The following is a 16940-nucleotide window of genomic DNA, read 5'->3' on the forward strand; positions in this document are numbered from 1 at the left end:
CTCCATATAATCTGAATCGGCTATTTTTAACAGGTACTATACCTGTTATTCCCAGTATTTTGACAGACTCAATGAAACCCCACTATATTTACTCTGTCAAAGGTTGCATTTACTTTGACCGCTCACCATAAAAAATTGTAATTTTTCCTGTTATCAACATAAAAAGGATGCCCTGGATTCCCACGACACCCTCTGCAGTCTGTTATTCTTCTACTAATATCGATAATTTTTCTCTGCTATAGCTTATTTCTATTGGAAGCTTAACAACGTTTCAGCGTCCGGCCAGTTTCCTTAATTGTTCGACTTTATCAAGCTTCTCCCACGGGAGGTCAAGGTCATTGCGGCCAAAATGCCCGTAGGCCGCGGTCTGTCTGTAGATTGGTCTGCGGAGATCCAGAGTGTTGATGATTGCAGCCGGACGAAGATCAAACGTTTCATTAATCAGCGTGATGATCTTATCATCACTGACCTTACCCGTCCCAAATGTTTCAACTGAAATGGAGACAGGACGCGCAACCCCAATCGCATAGGCGATCTGAATCTCACAGCGGTCAGCTAGGCCCGCTCCGACAACATTTTTGGCCACATAGCGCGCGGCATAAGCCCCGGACCGGTCAACCTTCGTAGGATCTTTTCCGGAAAACGCCCCGCCACCATGTCTAGCCATACCGCCATAGGTGTCAACGATAATTTTTCTGCCGGTAAGTCCTGCATCACCCTGAGGCCCGCCAATCACAAATCTGCCCGTCGGGTTGATATAATAACGGGTATTCTCATCCAACATTTCAGATGGAACCACTGGTCTTACGACATGTTCCAGAAGGTCATTTTTGATCTGCTCCTGGGAAACCTCAGGATGATGCTGGGTCGAAATTACAATCGTATCGATCCTTTTGGGTTTTCCGTCCTCGTATTCAACGGTAACCTGCGTTTTACCGTCAGGTCTTAAATAGTTCAGCACTTCCGCCTTACGGATTTCAGCTAGCCTGCGGGCCAGCTTATGCGCAAGATCAATCGGCACCGGCATGAATGTTTCGGTTTCGTTTGTCGCATAGCCAAACATCATCCCCTGGTCTCCTGCACCGATCTCACTGATATCTTCTTCGGATATTTTTGCCTCCAGTGCTTTGTTAACGCCTAAGGCAATATCACTGGACTGCTCTCCAATCGAGGTCAGCACCGCACATGTATCTGCGTCAAAGCCATACTTGGCTCTCGTATATCCAATCTGTCTGATGGTTTCCCTTACGACTCTTGGAATATCCACATAACAATGGGTGGTAATCTCGCCGCTTACCAGAACCAGCCCGGTTGTCACAGATGTTTCACAGGCAACTCTTGCTTCTCTGTCCTGACACAGGACGGCATCAAGAATTGCATCCGAAATTTGATCGCATATTTTGTCGGGATGTCCTTCGGTAACAGATTCTGAGGTAAATAATTTGTAACCCATCCAAAATCACTCCTTTGATCCAATACCTTTGTTCAAGGCAATCTCTTGCACCAACCTTCTGGCGACATCCAGCTTGCTCATTTTGGGCAGATCTATTTTTCTGCCATCGGGATAAAGAAAACTAACAATATTGGTATCTGTGCCAAAACCTGCGCCAGGTGCTGTGACATCATTGACTACAAGCATATCGGCCTTTTTGCGTTTCAACTTTTCCAGACCGTTTTCAATTACATTTTGGGTCTCGGCAGCAAAGCCAACCAAGTACTGGTGTTTCTTCCGAGCTCCCAAAGCTGACAGAATATCTGGATTCGGAACTAATTCTAAGATAACAGACTCTCCGTCTTTTTTGATCTTTTGCTCATTGCGGACTGCAGGTCGAAAATCAGCAACAGCAGCTGCTTTGACGACGATATCCTGTTCCGCATATCGTGTCATAACTTCCAGATACATCTCTTCCGCTGAAATAATCCGGACCGTTTCCACGCCGAACGGGGGCAGGATATCCGAGGGGCCGCTGACCAGGGTCACCTGTGCGCCTGCCTCAGCAAACGCCTCAGCAATTGCATAGCCCATGCGGCCTGAGCTGTAATTTCCAAGATATCTGACCGGATCAAGTTCCTCGCGGGTGCCGCCGGCCGTAACTAGCACTTTCCGGCCTTTCATGATTTCCCGGTTTAACATAAAATTCTGAAGGAAATCAATGATCTCCGCAGGCTCACTCATCCTGCCGTCGCCTTCTGTCCCGCAGGCTTGGTATCCTTTGGCTGGCCCGATCATATGAATACCCCGTTGCTGAAGAATCCCCAGATTCTGCTGCGTTGCAGGGTGATGATACATGGCATGATTCATCGCCGGAGCTACAAAGATTGGATTATTGACAGCCAGCAAGACGGTAGAAAGAAAATCATCAGCAAGACCGACAGCCATCTTCGCAATGATATTGGCTGTCGCCGGAGCGATTAAGGTGATGTCTGCCTTCTGGGCCAGAGAAATATGTTCAATGTTCCACATTTTAGGTTCCGTGAACATTTCCGTATAAACCGGCTGTCCTGATATGCTTCTAAATGTCAAAGGCGCAACGAGCTCTGTCGCTGATTTTGTCATCACGACAAAGACCTCTGCACCGCTTTTCACCAGTCTGCTGGCAATGTCGACCGCTTTGTAGGCAGCAATACTGCCTGTTACGCCCAGAAGCACACGTTTACCGCAAAGCATCTGACGTTACCTTATCAAAAAAGTCAGGATAGACTTTTCCGTCTGCAATCTCAAGCAAAGCCCTGCTAACAGGTTTTGTATCTTTAAATTCACTTGCATCCAAATTGTTCATGAGTACCCTGGCCCTTTTGGCAGCTGCCACCACTAGGGTATATTTACTGTCTGCCTGGGACATCAGAACATCCAAAGAAGGCTGCTTCATCGTTATTCCTCCTTCAAATTAGAGCGACTTTAAAATTATTACGGCTTTGAACTCACCCGGCATTTTTCTGCAATCATAATACTCTTAAGCTTTTCTACCGCAGTGCCAATTTCGTCGTTCTCAACAGCATAATCATAATCCTTCATATTTTTCATTTCCAGAACGGCTTGTGCTAGTCTGCGCTGCATGACCTCAGGTGTTTCCGTTCCTCTTCCATAAAGCCTTTCAGCGAGCTCTTCCAGGGAAGGCGGAACAATGAAAATAAACACACCATCCGGAAAAGCCTTTTTGACAATTTTTGCTCCCTGCATATCGATTTCCAGTAAGATGGTCTTGTTTCTCTTCAGGACACTTTCCACATGAAATCTTGGGGTTCCATACAGGTTTCCGCAAAACTCTGCCCATTCCAGAAACTCATTATTCTCAACCATTTTAAGAAATTGATCCCTGGAACGAAAATAGTATTCTTTTCCCTCTGTTTCTCCCGGTCTTGGTGCCCTGGTCGTTACAGAAATAGAATATTCCAGATCACCGCACTCGGCAAAAAGCCGCTTACACAGCGTTCCTTTTCCAACTCCTGCAGGACCTGAGACCACAATCAGCAGCCCTTTGTCTTCCATATTAATCAACCGGATCCTCACTACTGGATTCTTTGGCGGTCAGACGATGGGCAACCGTTTCAGGCTGAACAGCCGACAAAATTACGTGGTGGCTGTCACACATAATGACGGCACGCGTCCTTCGCCCATAGGTGGCATCGATGAGCATTCCTGTATCGCGCGCTTCCTGAATAATTCGCTTAATGGGTGCTGATTCCGGACTTACAATCGAGATAATTCTGTTAGCCGATACAATATTGCCAAATCCTATATTAATCAATTTGATATCCAATTCCTATACCTCCCATATTCAATACGCTGCATACCGCGTTATTGCTCTTTTTCATCGTGTTACTCAATATTCTGAACCTGTTCCCGGATTTTCTCCAGTTCACTTTTCCCTTGGACAACAATATGTGAAATTTCCAGATCATTCGCCTTAGATCCAATGGTATTAATCTCTCTATTCATTTCCTGAACCAGAAAATCAAGTTTCCGTCCAATCGGCTCATTGGTTGAAAAGGCTTTGGTAAATTGTTCAAAATGACTCCCGAGCCTGACCAGCTCTTCCTCAATAGAAGACCTGTCGGCAAAAATGGCAATTTCGGTAATCAGTCTAGCTTCATCCAGCGAAGTGTCCGCCAGAAGCGCCGCAAGCCTTTCCCTTAATTTTTCCTGATATTCCGCCACAACCTGCGGCGCTCTTACAGTTACTTGATCAACCATTCCGGAAAGGTCATCTAATTTTTTCAGCAAATCCTTGGCCAGTCTCTCCCCTTCAGTCCTACGCATTTGAATTAACTGGTTCAGCGCCTCCTGTAAAGCCATATTGAGATATGGCCACAAGGCTTCTGCATCCGTCTCTTCGTTTTCAACACTGAGTACTTCAGGGAACGAAACCAGACTAAAAAGATCGCTCTTATACGTGGTATTGAGCAAATTTGCCAATTCCTTCAGAGAATTATCATACGACAGCACTAAATCTTTGTCAACCTTAACTAATCTCTTTTTTTCTTCCGTTTCCTTGATATTCACGTAAATATCAACGCGGCCCCGCTGGACTTTTTCCTGCACGGCTTTACGAAAACGTTCCTCAATGATATTCAAGTTTCTTGGTAGTTTCACTAGGACTTCCAGGAAGCGATTGTTCACTGACTTCATTTCTACTGAAATCTGGACTCCGAGTCCCTGAGCTTCCCCTCTGCCAAAACCAGTCATACTATTTGCCAATTCCCTCAACTCCTTAACGACAATCATACCATTCTTTTACTCTGAAGGGCAAGAATACTATGCTTTGCTCCTTTTACATGCGTTTTAGAGTTATACAAGGTACCAGAAAAAAAATTGAGGAGACAAACAGCCCCTCAATTAAATCACGTTCTCAAACAATGGATTGTTTCATCCTGCTTAATAGCTCTATACTATTCTGGTCCTTATCCTTTCAATGGCCCTCTCCGTATTCTCCCTAGTATTGAAAGCCGTCAGCCGGAAGAATCCTTCCCCACTCGCACCGAAGCCGGCTCCGGGTGTTCCGATAACATTGGCTTCTTTCATCAGCTTGTCAAAGAATTCCCAGGACCCCATCTGTCCCGGTGTTTTTAGCCAGATATACGGTGCATTCACACCGCCGAAGACGGTATATCCCGCTTTTTCGAGACCAGCCCGGATAATTGCGGCATTATCCATATAATAATCAATGGTTTCTTTGACCTGTTGTTTCCCTGCCTCAGAAAATACGGCAGCAGTGGCAGCCTGGATCGGATAAGATACTCCATTGAATTTTGTGGTCTGCCTTCTAAGCCATAATTTATTCAGACTGTGCGCTTCTCCTTTGGAATCATAGACCATGACTTCCTTTGGAACGATGGTATATGCGCAGCGAGTCCCGGTAAAACCAGCCGTCTTGGAAAAACTCCTGAATTCCACGGCCACTTCGCGCGCACCTTCGATTTCAAAAATACTATGGGGAACACCGTCTTCCCGTATGAAAGCTTCGTACGCAGCATCAAATAAGATGATGGCCTTATGATCGCGTGCATAATCGACCCATTTCTTCAGTTCTTCAGCCGAAAGTGTCGTTCCAGTCGGATTATTCGGATAGCACAGGTAGATCATATCTGCTTTCGTGCTGGGAAGCGCCGGTTTCAGTCCATTTTCCTGATTACAGGGAAGATAAACGATTCCTTCAAACTGCCCTTTGTCGTTGTTATAAATACCGGTACGTCCAGCCATGACATTGCTGTCCACATAAACCGGATAAACCGGGTCTGTAACAGCCAGGATATTGCCCATGCCAAATATCTCCTGGAAATTGGCGGTGTCCGTCTTGGCCCCGTCACTGATAAACACTTCGTTAACTGCCAGGTCCACACCGCGGGGCTTGAAATCGTGCTCAATGATTTTTTCAATCAGGAACTCATATCCCTGTTCTGGGCCATATCCTCTAAAGGTTTTCTGCTGGCCCATTTCCTCGACAGCCTGATGCATTGCTTCGATGACGGCTGGCGGAAGCGGGCGGGTCACATCACCAATACCCATTTTTATTAAGTCACAGTCCGGGTTTTCCTGTCTGAATTGCTTTTCCCGGCGGGCTATTTCCGAAAAGAGATAGCTTCCAGGCAGTTTAAGATAATTTTCATTGACAAAAGCCATTCTATTCACTCTCCTGTAAATATGTAGTTATAATTCCCTGATGTAGTCTTTACTATAGTAGTCATTCAAGTATGATGATGTCTTATGATTCAAGCGTACTTCCGCGAAAAACACAGACTGCTGGACCCGTCATATGGACTTGCTGACCTTCCTGCCATTCAATCTTCAGGTCCCCCCCGGGCAAATGAACAATCACAGTTCTACCGGTTCTACCAGCCAGTACTGCTGCAACCACAGATGCGCAGGCTCCCGTTCCGCAGGCCAGCGTTGGGCCGACTCCGCGTTCCCACACCTTAACGGTTATTTCACCTGAATTGTCTACCTTGACAAACTCCACATTTGTTTTTCTCGGAAACAGCGGGTGTTTCTCGATCGCAGGACCCAGCGTTTCAAATGGAAGCAATTCCAAATCCTCGGTAAAAATAATACAATGCGGATTTCCCATCGATACCGCCGAAAAAATAACTTCTTGCCCGGCAACCTCAAGTTTTTGGTTAAGTGCAGTGTCCGTTCCGGCCAAAACAGGTATCTTAATGGGATCAAGACACGGCTCGCCCATGTTAACCGTAACATGGTGTACAGCTCCCCGGCAGATCTCCAGTTTGACATTCAGAACTCCAGCCAACGTTTCTATCTTAAGCGAATCTCTCTGAACGTAACCGGCTTCATAAACATATTTGGCAAAACAGCGTATGCCATTGCCGCACATCTCCGGTTCAGAACCGTCTGAATTAAATATCCTCATCCTTGCATCGGCTACATCGGAAGACAGAATCACAATAAGACCGTCACCGCCGACGCCGAATTGTCTGTGGCAAAGCTGGACAGCGGTTTCGGCATAATCCATACCCGTCGGAAAAAGAAAATGATCCAGGCAGATAAAATCGTTTCCCAGACCATGCATTTTCACAAAATCCATAAAGGGTTCTCCTCTCGCTGCCTTTTACAGAGTCTGTTCGAAAAATGACCAAATCGCAAAAACCCGTGGGCCGCGCCAGCCAAGTTTCTTTAAGAATACTATGAGAACAGCAAAGGGTCAATATTTTTGTCTGAAGTATACATAATGTATGTTTTCATTATGGTAGATTAATTCGTAGGTCCCGTAAGCTGCAATAATACGCAGCTATGTTCGGGTCAGTCTCCATAATGGATGGCCGCTTTCGGTCATTGTGTCATCCCTGACACAAAATCCCGCACTGCGCAATCCATGCTCCGCTTAGCGCTGTCCATCCATTACGGAGACATATTTTAGAGTTAGTGAACGCTTTTCTTAAAGCTAAAATTTGGGCTGGATTTAGCTGGCTGATACCTGTTCCGAATAAGTCGTGTCAGGCCAATGATTAAGCTGGGTCCGCCGGCAGCCACCAGAATGACAAGCCATTGCCAGCCGACCAGCGCTGTGGTCTTGAAAATTACCTGCAAAGCCGGAAGATAGATTACCGATAGCTGCATGGTAACAGAGATTGCTACTGCCACGACCAGCAATGGATTGGAAAATATACCAACCTCAAAGATTCCGCGGCGTTCCGACTTGCAATCAAAGACATGAAAAAGCTGAGAAAAAACAAGCGTGGTAAACGCCATGGTCCGTGCCGCTAAAAGACCGACGCCGTACCATAAACCGATGACAAATACAAAGAGTGTCGCTAAACCAATAATCGTTCCCCTGATTAGAATCTTTTGCCCTAATCCCCGCGCAAATACACTTTCCTCCGGCTGACGCGGAACCCTCTTCATGATATCCGGCTCTGTTCCGTCCACCCCCAAAGCCATCGCCGGCAAACCGTCCGTAACCAGATTGACCCACAGAATCTGTATCGGCAGCAAAGGCAGCGGTAGCCCTGTAAGTGTTCCCAGAAACATGGTCAGCACTTCTCCGAGATTGCAGGAAAGAAGATACCGGATAAACTTTCGGATATTGTCATAAATTCCTCTTCCTTCTTCGACCGCTGCGACAATCGCCGCAAAATTGTCATCAGAGATTACCATGGCCGACGCCTCTTTGGTGACATCGGTTCCGGTCTGCCCCATGGCGACTCCAATATCCGCTTCTTTCACAGCGGGGGCATCATTGACGCCGTCTCCGGTCATCGCCACAATTTGGCCGTTCTTTTTTAAAGCCCTGACGATTCTAAGTTTATCCCTTGGTGCGACCCGGGCAAACACCGAAATATTCATGACCATGTGGCTTAGATCTTCATCTGTCATTTGATCAAGTTCTATTCCGGTAACGACCCGTTCATTAAATCCGCGAATGATTCCGAGTTCTTTCGCGACAGCCTGCGCCGTCAGCTTATGGTCCCCGGTAATCATGACTGGCTTTATCCCGGCAGCCTGGCATACTTTTATCGCTTTCACCGCACTCGTACGTGGTGGATCAATCATCCCGGTCAAACCCAGGAATATTAGATCATTTTCCACATCACCGTTTGGTTCGCCGCGCCGGACATCTTTCAGCCCAAGCGCCAGAACCCTGAGTGCATGCGATGCCATCTCGTCATTGTAAAACAGAATTTGCTTTCTTCTTTCGGAGGTCAGTTCCACCACGCCATCCTTCGTCATCTCCCGCGAGCATAGTCCCAGAACAACATCCGGCGCTCCTTTGACGTAGGCTTTATATTCCTCCTTATTCTTATAAATAACCGTCATCCTTTTCCGTTCCGATTCAAAAGGGATTTCCGCAACCCTTTGTTCCTTCCGTTCCAAAGCCTCCCGCCAGACTCCCGCTTTGGCGGCTGCAACCAGAAGGGCGCCTTCCGTCGGATCACCTTCGATTCCCCAGATGCTGTCCTGACCTTTGCCTCTGAAAAGTCCTGCCACCTGAATTCCTTTCTTGGTTAATACAGCATTATTGCACAGGGCTGCACACCTTAGCAGTTCTTTCAGAGGGCCTTTATCCTTATACGGGTCAGCGCCATGATAATCGCCTTTGGGGTCATACCCCTGACCCGTCAGCGTAATGACTTGGTTATCACAAAAAATCCGCCGAACCGTCATTTCATTTTGGGTCAGCGTTCCGGTCTTATCTGAGCAGATTACAGTCGCGCAGCCCAGGGTTTCCACAGCCGGAAGCTTTCGGATCACTGCATTGCGTTTGACCATCCGCTGCACACCGATTGCCAGCGCAACCGTAACAATTGCCGGGAGACCTTCAGGAATCGCGGCGACTGCCAGAGATACTCCGGCAAAAAACATTTTTTCGAAGCTTTCTCCTTGTAAAACTCCTGTCACCACGACAACAACACAGACGGCAAGACTGATCGTGACCAGCCATTTCCCAAGCTGAGCCAGCCTTTTTTGCAGAGGCGTCTCTTCCTCCTTCACCTCCTGAATCATTCCGGCAATCATACCCATCTCGGTATTCATGCCTGTGGCTATAACGATCCCAAGTCCCCTCCCGTTCACAACCACGGTTCCCATATATCCCATGTTTTTCCGGTCGGCAACCGAACTGTATTCGTCAGTCAAAGGCTGGTTCATTTTAGCGACCGGTTGGGATTCTCCGGTCAGCGCTGATTCTTCCACACGGATGTTTGAAGTGTTCAGCCATCGGATATCGGCAGGTATCCGGTCACCTGCTTCCAGCATGAGAATGTCCCCCGGAGCCAAGCCGGATGCATGTACCTTTTCCGTCCTACTATTACGCAGAACCATCGCCTCCGGTGCCGTCAGGGAACGCAGCGATTCCATGGACCTTTCCGCCTTGTATTCCTGAATAAAGCCGAGTACTGCATTCAGAAAAACAATAGCCAGAATGGTTACTGCGTCCGCAATTTCCCCCAGCAGACCTGAAATGAGCGTAGCAACCATCAGCACCAGAACCATGAAATCCTTAAACTGACCCAAAAATAAGAAAACCGGGTTAACCCCTTTTTTTACAACCAGAGAATTCGGACCAAATTCCGCCAGCCGCCGGCTGACTTCCCTATCACTAAGACCCTTTTCAGGATCTACTCTAAATCCTTTGCATATTTCTCCGCCGGTTAATATATGCCATACTTGCCGCTGCATTTCCTGCTCCTCCTTTTCATTTCCATTAGTACATGCTATTCGGCCTGTCCAGAAAAAATTCCCGGATTTGTGTTATACTGATATTGAATTTTTCTGCCTCTTCATTGTTCATTCTAGGATAAGGATCCATAATATATAGCCGCTTTCGACGTCTATGGGTTGACTAGCCCTGCCGAGAAAACATTTAAGTTTGAAGGAGTTAACGATATGGCCCTTGACAGTATTACACTCTATCATCTATTGAAAGAGCTTGAGCCGGTTCTGGTTGGAACGCGTATTGATAAAATTCAGCAGCCTGAAAAAGAGGAGGTCCATCTTTTACTGCGGAGTCCCGGAAAAAATTTGCGTCTGCTGTTAAATGCCGGCAGCACTTCCGCCAGACTGCATCTGACTGAGCAAAATAAAAAAAATCCTGTCTCACCTCCGATGTTCTGCATGATTCTACGCAAACATCTCGAAGGCGGCAAGATTATCGGGATCAGCCAGTCCGGACTGGAACGCATCATTACCCTGACCGTACAGAATTACAATGAAAGAGGCGATCTTCAAGATTATCAGCTTATCCTGGAAGTCATGGGCAAGCACAGCAATTTGATTTTAGTCGATCCTCAGACCAACATTGTTCTGGACGGAATCAGACGGTATTCCCATCTCCTGAGCAGACACCGGGAAGTGCTTCCCGGAAGATTGTATATCTCACCGCCTTCCCAGCATAAAGCCGAAGCTGTCAGCGATGAACAAAAATGGATGTCAGTCATCCTTGGGTACCCGCTTGACCGGAAAGTCTGTGATGTCCTGGTGAATCTGTTTGACGGTATCAGCCCTGAACTGGCCAAAGAGCTTGTTCTGAGGGCTTGTCTTGAGCTAGATGTGCTTCTTGACAACTGCGGACAAATTGACCTGAGCCGTCTTTTCCAAGCTTATTCCTTTTTCCTGCTGGCCAAACAGGATACAGCCGTTGATCCGTGCGTATATTATCAGTCCGGACGGGACAAGAACATGCCGGCTGCTTTTACCTTTATTCCGTATGTGCAGTACGAAGGTCTCAAACTTCAGAAAACGTCGTTCCTAAATGACGCGGTAGATTTGTATTACACCCAAAGAATGACCAGTCAGAAGAATGAGGCCAAAAAAGGCTCGCTCCGTAAGATTGTCCAGGATCATTTTGCGCACGTCAGCAAGAAAGACGGCATCTATCGCGAGACAATCTCCAAGGCTCAAAAAGGGCTGAAAGCTCAAAAACTAGGAGAACTTTTGACGGCCAATCTCTATCAGCTTTCACCGGGTATGGAGGAAGTTACCGTAGAAGACTATACCGATCCCGATTACAAACCTGTTACCATTGGGCTTGACCCAAACCTGACCGGCATTGATAATGCGCAGCGCTACTACAAGACCTACAATAAGGCCAAAGCAACAATCAGGAAAACTGAACCATTGCAAGAAACTGCCCAGGAAGAAATGAATTATCTTCAGACGCTCACTTTAAGCATTGATCAAGCTGAAAACGATATCGAACTTAATGAAATCTATCAGGAACTGATTGATCAAGGGTATATCTCCAAAAAACAGGATAAGCATGTGACGAAAAAGAAACCGTCTGCTGGAAAAGAACAGAATTCTTTCTCTCAGCCACATGTCTATCTGTCTAAGAGCGGCAAAACCATTTTGGTCGGACGCAACAATAAGCAAAATGACCGGATGACCTGGCGGGAAGCGAAGCCGGGCGATCTATGGCTCCACGTCAAGAATATTCCGGGTTCCCATGTCATTGTTCCTCTGTCTGAAGAGGAGGAGTTCCCGGACGATAATACCTTGCTCGATGCTGCGGCACTGGCCATTTATTTCAGCCAGGCCAGGGGGTCTTCCCATGTCCCTGTCGACTATACTCACGTCCGGCAAATCAAAAAACCCCGGGGGGCCAAACCCGGGATGGTTGTTTATGAGCAAAACTGGTCTCTTCTATTGACACCGGAGCAGGATGCTATCGAGCGGCTCCTAGCTACCGAACAACAGATAACTCGATAATCAGCGTTCAATAGCTAGAGAAAACTTCGCAAATACCATAAAATAGACTCCGTAATACATAGCCAGCGTCTGCGAAGTACGATGCAGAGCGCGGCTTTTTGACGGCCACGGATGGCCTAATGTCGCGATGCCAAGGATGGCAAGGAGCGACGTGCCAAGGAGAGCACAAGAAGCCGAAAGCGACTATGTATTACGGAGTCCTACCTAAATATCAAATTCTTTACTTGTTTAGGTTTATTTTATTCCCCGGCTCCCAGGTTTCTCCCACGGGATACCCTGCTTGCAAAGCGGGCAATCATCCGGCTCATAAGCTTCAATATTCATCTGGATCAAGCTGTGCAGCAAAAGTCCGTCAAAATCAGCTTTGCCACCACTACGGTCCACAAGCACGCCTACACCGACCGGAACTGCACCGGCTTCCTTGACGATATTGATGACTTCTTTAACCGATCCGCCGGTCGTGATAACATCTTCGACCACGAGGACTTTTTCGCCAGGTTCAAGCTTGAATCCTCTCCTGAGCGCCATTTCCCCATTCTGCCTTTCGGTAAAGATCGCTTTTACCCCTAAGTTCCGGCCAACCTCATGGGCGACGACAATCCCGCCCATCGCAGGACCAATAACGGTTTCGATCTCCATTCCTCCAAACTTTCCGGCCAGATCCTTTCCGAGTACTGCAGCTTTCCTCGGATACTGAAGTACCTGAGCGCACTGCATGTAACGCGCGCTGTGTTTCCCTGAAGTAAGAAGAAAATGACCTTGAAGCAGCGCTCCGGTCTCCTTGAAAATATCGAGAATGTCATTTTCATTTAATCTTTCAGTCGTTGAATGATCAGACACGTTTATTCCACCTTCCAAAATGTGATTTCTGAATTTATCCGTGAAATACCAGTACAATGAATTTTACATGTATTATGGCACTTAAAATATTCTACCACATTGATTCAGAAAAAAGGAACTATTTTGGTGTGGAATCTATCTCAAATTTTGTTCTGTTCATTTGCGAAAGGAGCATTTCCGTACTGCCTACCAAGCTGCTCTTGAAGAATAGGATATCTTCGATGGCTACAAACAATGTTTTCATACTTAAAACGTTTGCCGCATTATTTACAAAAATAGTTATTATATTTATTATTTTTTGTTATATAATAGATTACAGAAATATTTCTTACTTGATTTTACATTTCTTTTATTTACTAGTAATCACTATTTGATAATATCTAAAAACTAAAATAATCTATTATTTATGATTAGAAAATAATAGATCATTTACCAAGGTGGTTTAAATGCTATTTCAGGATTTTGATGTCTATTTCAAAAGTGAGCAGGATAAAGAAGAAAAACTTCTATATGCCTTCATGAGCCTTGAAAAAATACCCGATAGCGTGTTCTGGGCCGATGACGAAGGAAACCTCTCTTTCGTCAATGAAGCCGCCTGCCGGACATTGGGCTACACCAGAGAAGAGCTGCTCACCTTCAATATTAGGGACTTTGCCCCTATTGTTGCGGGCGGAATTGACCAAAACATTATTGAATATGTTGATTACGGAGGACTTTCTCTTTTCCGGACATTTCACAAACATAAGGACGGTCATCTCATCCCGGTCGAAGTACTAAGCACAGTCAGACAATTGGTCGGTAATAAATATCTCGCTACATCCATTGTCCGCGACATCACGGACCGGGTCCAGGTAGAGGAAGAATTAAAAGAGACGTACAACCGTCTTGAGGTCTTATATAATATTTATCAGGCGACGACAAGTGAAAAGAACATTAACAGACTCATCCGACAAGCTGCCGGTATTATGAAAAGCACGTTTGAATTTGATGCTTTTGTGTTTTACTTTTATGATGACTACCTGCAAAGCTCGGCGTTATATTATACGCTTGGACTGCCCAAAGAGATTATCCGCAAAATAGAAATTCTGCCGCAGTATGTCGGTTTTATCGGTCAAAGTCTTACATCAGACTTTGTGGCATACGCCAAGTATACGGAAAAAACTAAAATTGATGAAAGCATTAAACAGTTATTTTTTGATTATGGCTTTACTGATGAAATGGCTTTTCCGATCATATTTGAACAAAAAACGATCGGCGGCATTGGATTGATTAATAAGCATAATAAGCCTTTCAAAGCCAAAGATAAGGAATTGCTGCAGGCTGTTTGCGGGCAGCTCAGCACGGTTATCCAAAATCTCAAGCTGATCCACTCTCTGAGCAAAGAACTGAAAGAGCACAAACGCACAGCTGAAGCTTTAAAAAAAGTGAATGCTGAATTGGAGAAATCAGCATTCACCGACCAGCTCACAAATATTTGGAACCGAAGATGCTTTCTGAAGAATTCGGTAATTGAAATTGAACGTTCCAGACGTAACAAGTATCCGCTTTCCCTGCTGCTTCTGGATATTGACCACTTCAAATTGATCAACGACAATTACGGACATCAGGCTGGGGATCAGGCCTTAATTGAGTTTGTGAACCTTCTGCGGGATAATATCCGAAGCTTTGACTCTTTAGCACGTTGGGGAGGGGAGGAATTCCTGATCCTGGCGCCTCACCTTCGGGCCGGAAACGCCGTGCAGTACGCCGACAGGCTCAGGGAGCTGATTGCGGAACACCTGTTCCAGGAAGTCGGAGAAATCACGACAAGCATCGGGGTCGCCGAACTAGCCAATACCGATAACATAGATTCCTGGATCAAGAAGGTGGATAACGCTCTCTACCGAGCCAAGGAACAAGGACGCAACAGGGTAGAGTTCAATGGCGTTATCATCCTCTGAAATTAGCCCACAAGCTTCCCTGGACATCGTCTACCAGAGATCCTGCTTCAAACCGGTTCCTACCGTTGGCTTTCGCTTTATACAGCTGGAGGTCAGCTTTTTTGATCAGTTCCTCGGCCGATTCTTCTTTAAGCTCACTGATTCCTCCACTTACGGTTATATGTATGCCTTCCCGAAAATCAGCTAGCGCTATCTTATATCTCAGCCGTTCCGCCAGGAATAAAACCTCATCCGAGGCAGTATCAGGTAGGATAATGACGAATTCGTCCCCGCCATATCTGCCGATAATATCGGTACTCCGGCATGCCTGATTCAATATCCCGGCAACACGGATGATGACATCGTCTCCGCATTGATGACCGAACCGGTCGTTGATGTCTTTAAAATCATCGATATCCATCATAATGATAGACAGTGGATAATCAATCCGTTTGGCACGTTCAATCTCTTCCTTGAGTTTCAGAAAGAGATTTTCATGGTTATATAGGGATGTCATCGAATCGCGGACGGACAGGTCGGCCAATATTGTGTTCTTGGCTTCAACTTCTTTCTTATAAATCAAGGAAAATAATCTGATTCTGAATACCATCCTGGAAAAAATCCAGGCACACAAGTTCATAATGAAAGCATTGATACGCAAAATCTCAACAATATAATCATTCGGCTGATAGTAGGGAATGACCAGAAAAAAGAAAAGATAGACGAAAGAATACAAGACCAAACTTGTCAAAGGAGGTAAATAGATAAAAGCTGCTATACCAAATACTGCAATAATATATGGATTGATTGATACAAGCTCATTTTGAGGCAAAATACTAAGCGCGCAGCCAAAAACCAGTAAAATGATTAAATACCCGACTTCTGTGCAATAGATGATTTCCTTTCTGTAAACGTCGTATTTCCGGTATATTTGAATAAGAAGCGGAAGCATCAGCAAACTAATCGAAACAAAAATTAATATGCTAATTTTAACGTCTGCGACCGCACGCGGAAAAAAGATCAGCAGTGAACTTTCACAAATGCTAAAGAATCCCGCAATAACAATTAGCTTTAAGAAATTTTCTTTCCAAAGCTGACGCGAAAATTCATCCTTATTTTCTTTTGGAACAATCGTAAAGTATTTACGTAAACGCTCAAACCTCATGAATTGCCTAACCTCATGATTTTTTTCATGCCGTCAAGTTCATGCTGTCATTTTTATACTGCAAAATATAGGTTCAAACAATATATCAACATATGTCAACTTTTAACGTCACAACTATATAACGATAGCCAAATCCTGTCAATACAAATACTGTTCCTATTTTAATCCCATAGGTGCTCTATGGCTTCCCTGGGATTCTCATTCAAGGTAATCGGTCTGCCGACTACCAGATAAGAGCTTCCGGCTTCCAGGGCCATGCGCGGGGTAAGAACCCGCACCTGGTCATTTTTTTCGCTCCAGGCCGGCCGGATCCCCGGTGTTACGAGAAGAAAATCTTCTCCGCATTCCTCCCGGAGAATTTTTGCTTCCTGCGCGGAAGAAACGACCCCGTTCAAATTTGCTTTCCTGGCGAGCATTGCCAGTTTCAGTACCTGCTCCTGCGTACTGCCCTGCACCCCGATCGATGTCAAGTCTTCCTGTCCCATACTTGTAAGGACGGTTACGCCGATAATGGTTTTGCCGGCCTTATGGCCGACCTCGGCCGCTCTGGCCATCATTTCGTATCCGCCGCTGCAGTGAACATTGATCATATCCACGCCGGAGGCGGTTAGCACGCTTAGGGTTTTTTCGACGGTAGTCGGAATATCATGCAGCTTAAGATCGAGAAATATTTTAAATCCGAGCTCTTTGAACTGCTGAATCAGGCTTAACCCCGAAAGCGCATAAAGCTCAAGGCCAACCTTCAGCCAGCACCCGCAGCCGGCAAGTTCCCGGGCAATGTCCAGGGCTTTTTCTTTCGTATTGACATCCAAAGCCACGATGACCTTTTCATTTAAACTATGTGAAGTTTCCATTT

14 protein-coding genes are annotated in these 16940 nt (G+C 45.9%); 2 read left to right on the forward strand and 12 right to left on the reverse strand.

What is annotated here, in order from left to right; genetic code table 11:
• Window positions 1–271: 271 nt before the first annotated feature.
• The 9 genes from metK to A7D23_RS10900 form a co-directional block, all read right to left on the reverse strand.
• Window positions 272–1453 carry a methionine adenosyltransferase gene (gene metK / locus A7D23_RS10860; protein WP_015043497.1) on the reverse strand — a complete coding sequence of 394 codons (1182 nt, stop codon included), beginning with the start codon at window positions 1451–1453 and terminating at the stop codon, window positions 272–274.
• Window positions 1454–1459: 6 nt separating this feature from the next.
• Window positions 1460–2668 carry a bifunctional phosphopantothenoylcysteine decarboxylase/phosphopantothenate--cysteine ligase CoaBC gene (gene coaBC, locus A7D23_RS10865; RefSeq protein ID WP_019226777.1) on the reverse strand — a complete coding sequence of 403 codons (1209 nt, stop codon included), beginning with the start codon at window positions 2666–2668 and terminating at the stop codon, window positions 1460–1462.
• A complete protein-coding gene (rpoZ, locus tag A7D23_RS10870) occupies window positions 2655–2870 on the reverse strand; it encodes a DNA-directed RNA polymerase subunit omega (protein WP_015043499.1) in 216 nt (71 codons plus the stop codon). The genes coaBC and rpoZ overlap by 14 nt, the downstream gene beginning before the upstream one ends.
• Before the next feature lie 38 nt (window positions 2871–2908).
• Complete coding sequence (gene gmk / locus A7D23_RS10875; RefSeq protein ID WP_025206021.1) at window positions 2909–3490, reverse strand: guanylate kinase; 582 nt, start codon at window positions 3488–3490, stop codon at window positions 2909–2911.
• A gap of 1 nt (window position 3491) precedes the next feature.
• A complete protein-coding gene (locus A7D23_RS10880; protein ID WP_019226779.1) occupies window positions 3492–3761 on the reverse strand; it encodes a DUF370 domain-containing protein in 270 nt (89 codons plus the stop codon).
• Window positions 3762–3820: 59 nt separating this feature from the next.
• Entirely contained in the window at window positions 3821–4699 is an 879-nt protein-coding gene (locus tag A7D23_RS10885) for a YicC/YloC family endoribonuclease (protein ID WP_019226780.1), read from the reverse strand.
• A gap of 186 nt (window positions 4700–4885) precedes the next feature.
• Window positions 4886–6121: an LL-diaminopimelate aminotransferase gene (locus A7D23_RS10890; protein WP_019226781.1), complete on the reverse strand. Its 1236-nt coding sequence runs from the start codon at window positions 6119–6121 to the stop codon at window positions 4886–4888.
• 82 nt (window positions 6122–6203) lie between these two features.
• The gene (dapF, locus tag A7D23_RS10895; protein ID WP_019226782.1) at window positions 6204–7040 is read right to left on the reverse strand and encodes a diaminopimelate epimerase; all 837 of its coding nucleotides are present in this window, start codon (window positions 7038–7040) and stop codon (window positions 6204–6206) included.
• 335 nt (window positions 7041–7375) lie between these two features.
• Window positions 7376–10132 (reverse strand): calcium-transporting P-type ATPase, PMR1-type, encoded by a 2757-nt coding sequence (locus A7D23_RS10900; protein WP_019226783.1) that lies wholly within the window; start codon window positions 10130–10132, stop codon window positions 7376–7378.
• A 207-nt stretch (window positions 10133–10339) separates the two neighbouring features.
• Between A7D23_RS10900 and A7D23_RS10905 the strand changes: the two genes are divergently transcribed.
• Window positions 10340–12160 carry an NFACT RNA binding domain-containing protein gene (locus A7D23_RS10905; protein ID WP_025206022.1) on the forward strand — a complete coding sequence of 607 codons (1821 nt, stop codon included), beginning with the start codon at window positions 10340–10342 and terminating at the stop codon, window positions 12158–12160.
• Between the two features lie 234 nt (window positions 12161–12394).
• Here the strand turns inward: A7D23_RS10905 and pyrE are convergent, their stop codons facing one another.
• Entirely contained in the window at window positions 12395–13000 is a 606-nt protein-coding gene (pyrE, locus tag A7D23_RS10910) for an orotate phosphoribosyltransferase (protein ID WP_167539428.1), read from the reverse strand.
• 446 nt (window positions 13001–13446) lie between these two features.
• Between pyrE and A7D23_RS10915 the strand changes: the two genes are divergently transcribed.
• Window positions 13447–14940, forward strand: a complete 1494-nt coding sequence (locus A7D23_RS10915) for a sensor domain-containing diguanylate cyclase (RefSeq protein WP_019226786.1) — start codon at window positions 13447–13449, stop codon at window positions 14938–14940.
• On the opposite strand, the gene A7D23_RS10920 is transcribed toward A7D23_RS10915, so the two are convergent.
• Window positions 14930–16084, reverse strand: a complete 1155-nt coding sequence (locus A7D23_RS10920; RefSeq protein WP_019226787.1) for a GGDEF domain-containing protein — start codon at window positions 16082–16084, stop codon at window positions 14930–14932. The genes A7D23_RS10915 and A7D23_RS10920 overlap by 11 nt on opposite strands.
• Window positions 16085–16245: 161 nt before the next feature.
• Window positions 16246–16938 carry an orotidine-5'-phosphate decarboxylase gene (pyrF, locus tag A7D23_RS10925; protein ID WP_019226788.1) on the reverse strand — a complete coding sequence of 231 codons (693 nt, stop codon included), beginning with the start codon at window positions 16936–16938 and terminating at the stop codon, window positions 16246–16248.
• Window positions 16939–16940 lie beyond the last annotated feature (2 nt).

This window comes from Dehalobacter sp. TeCB1 (genome assembly GCF_001707455.1).
GTDB lineage: Bacteria > Bacillota > Desulfitobacteriia > Desulfitobacteriales > Syntrophobotulaceae > Dehalobacter > Dehalobacter restrictus.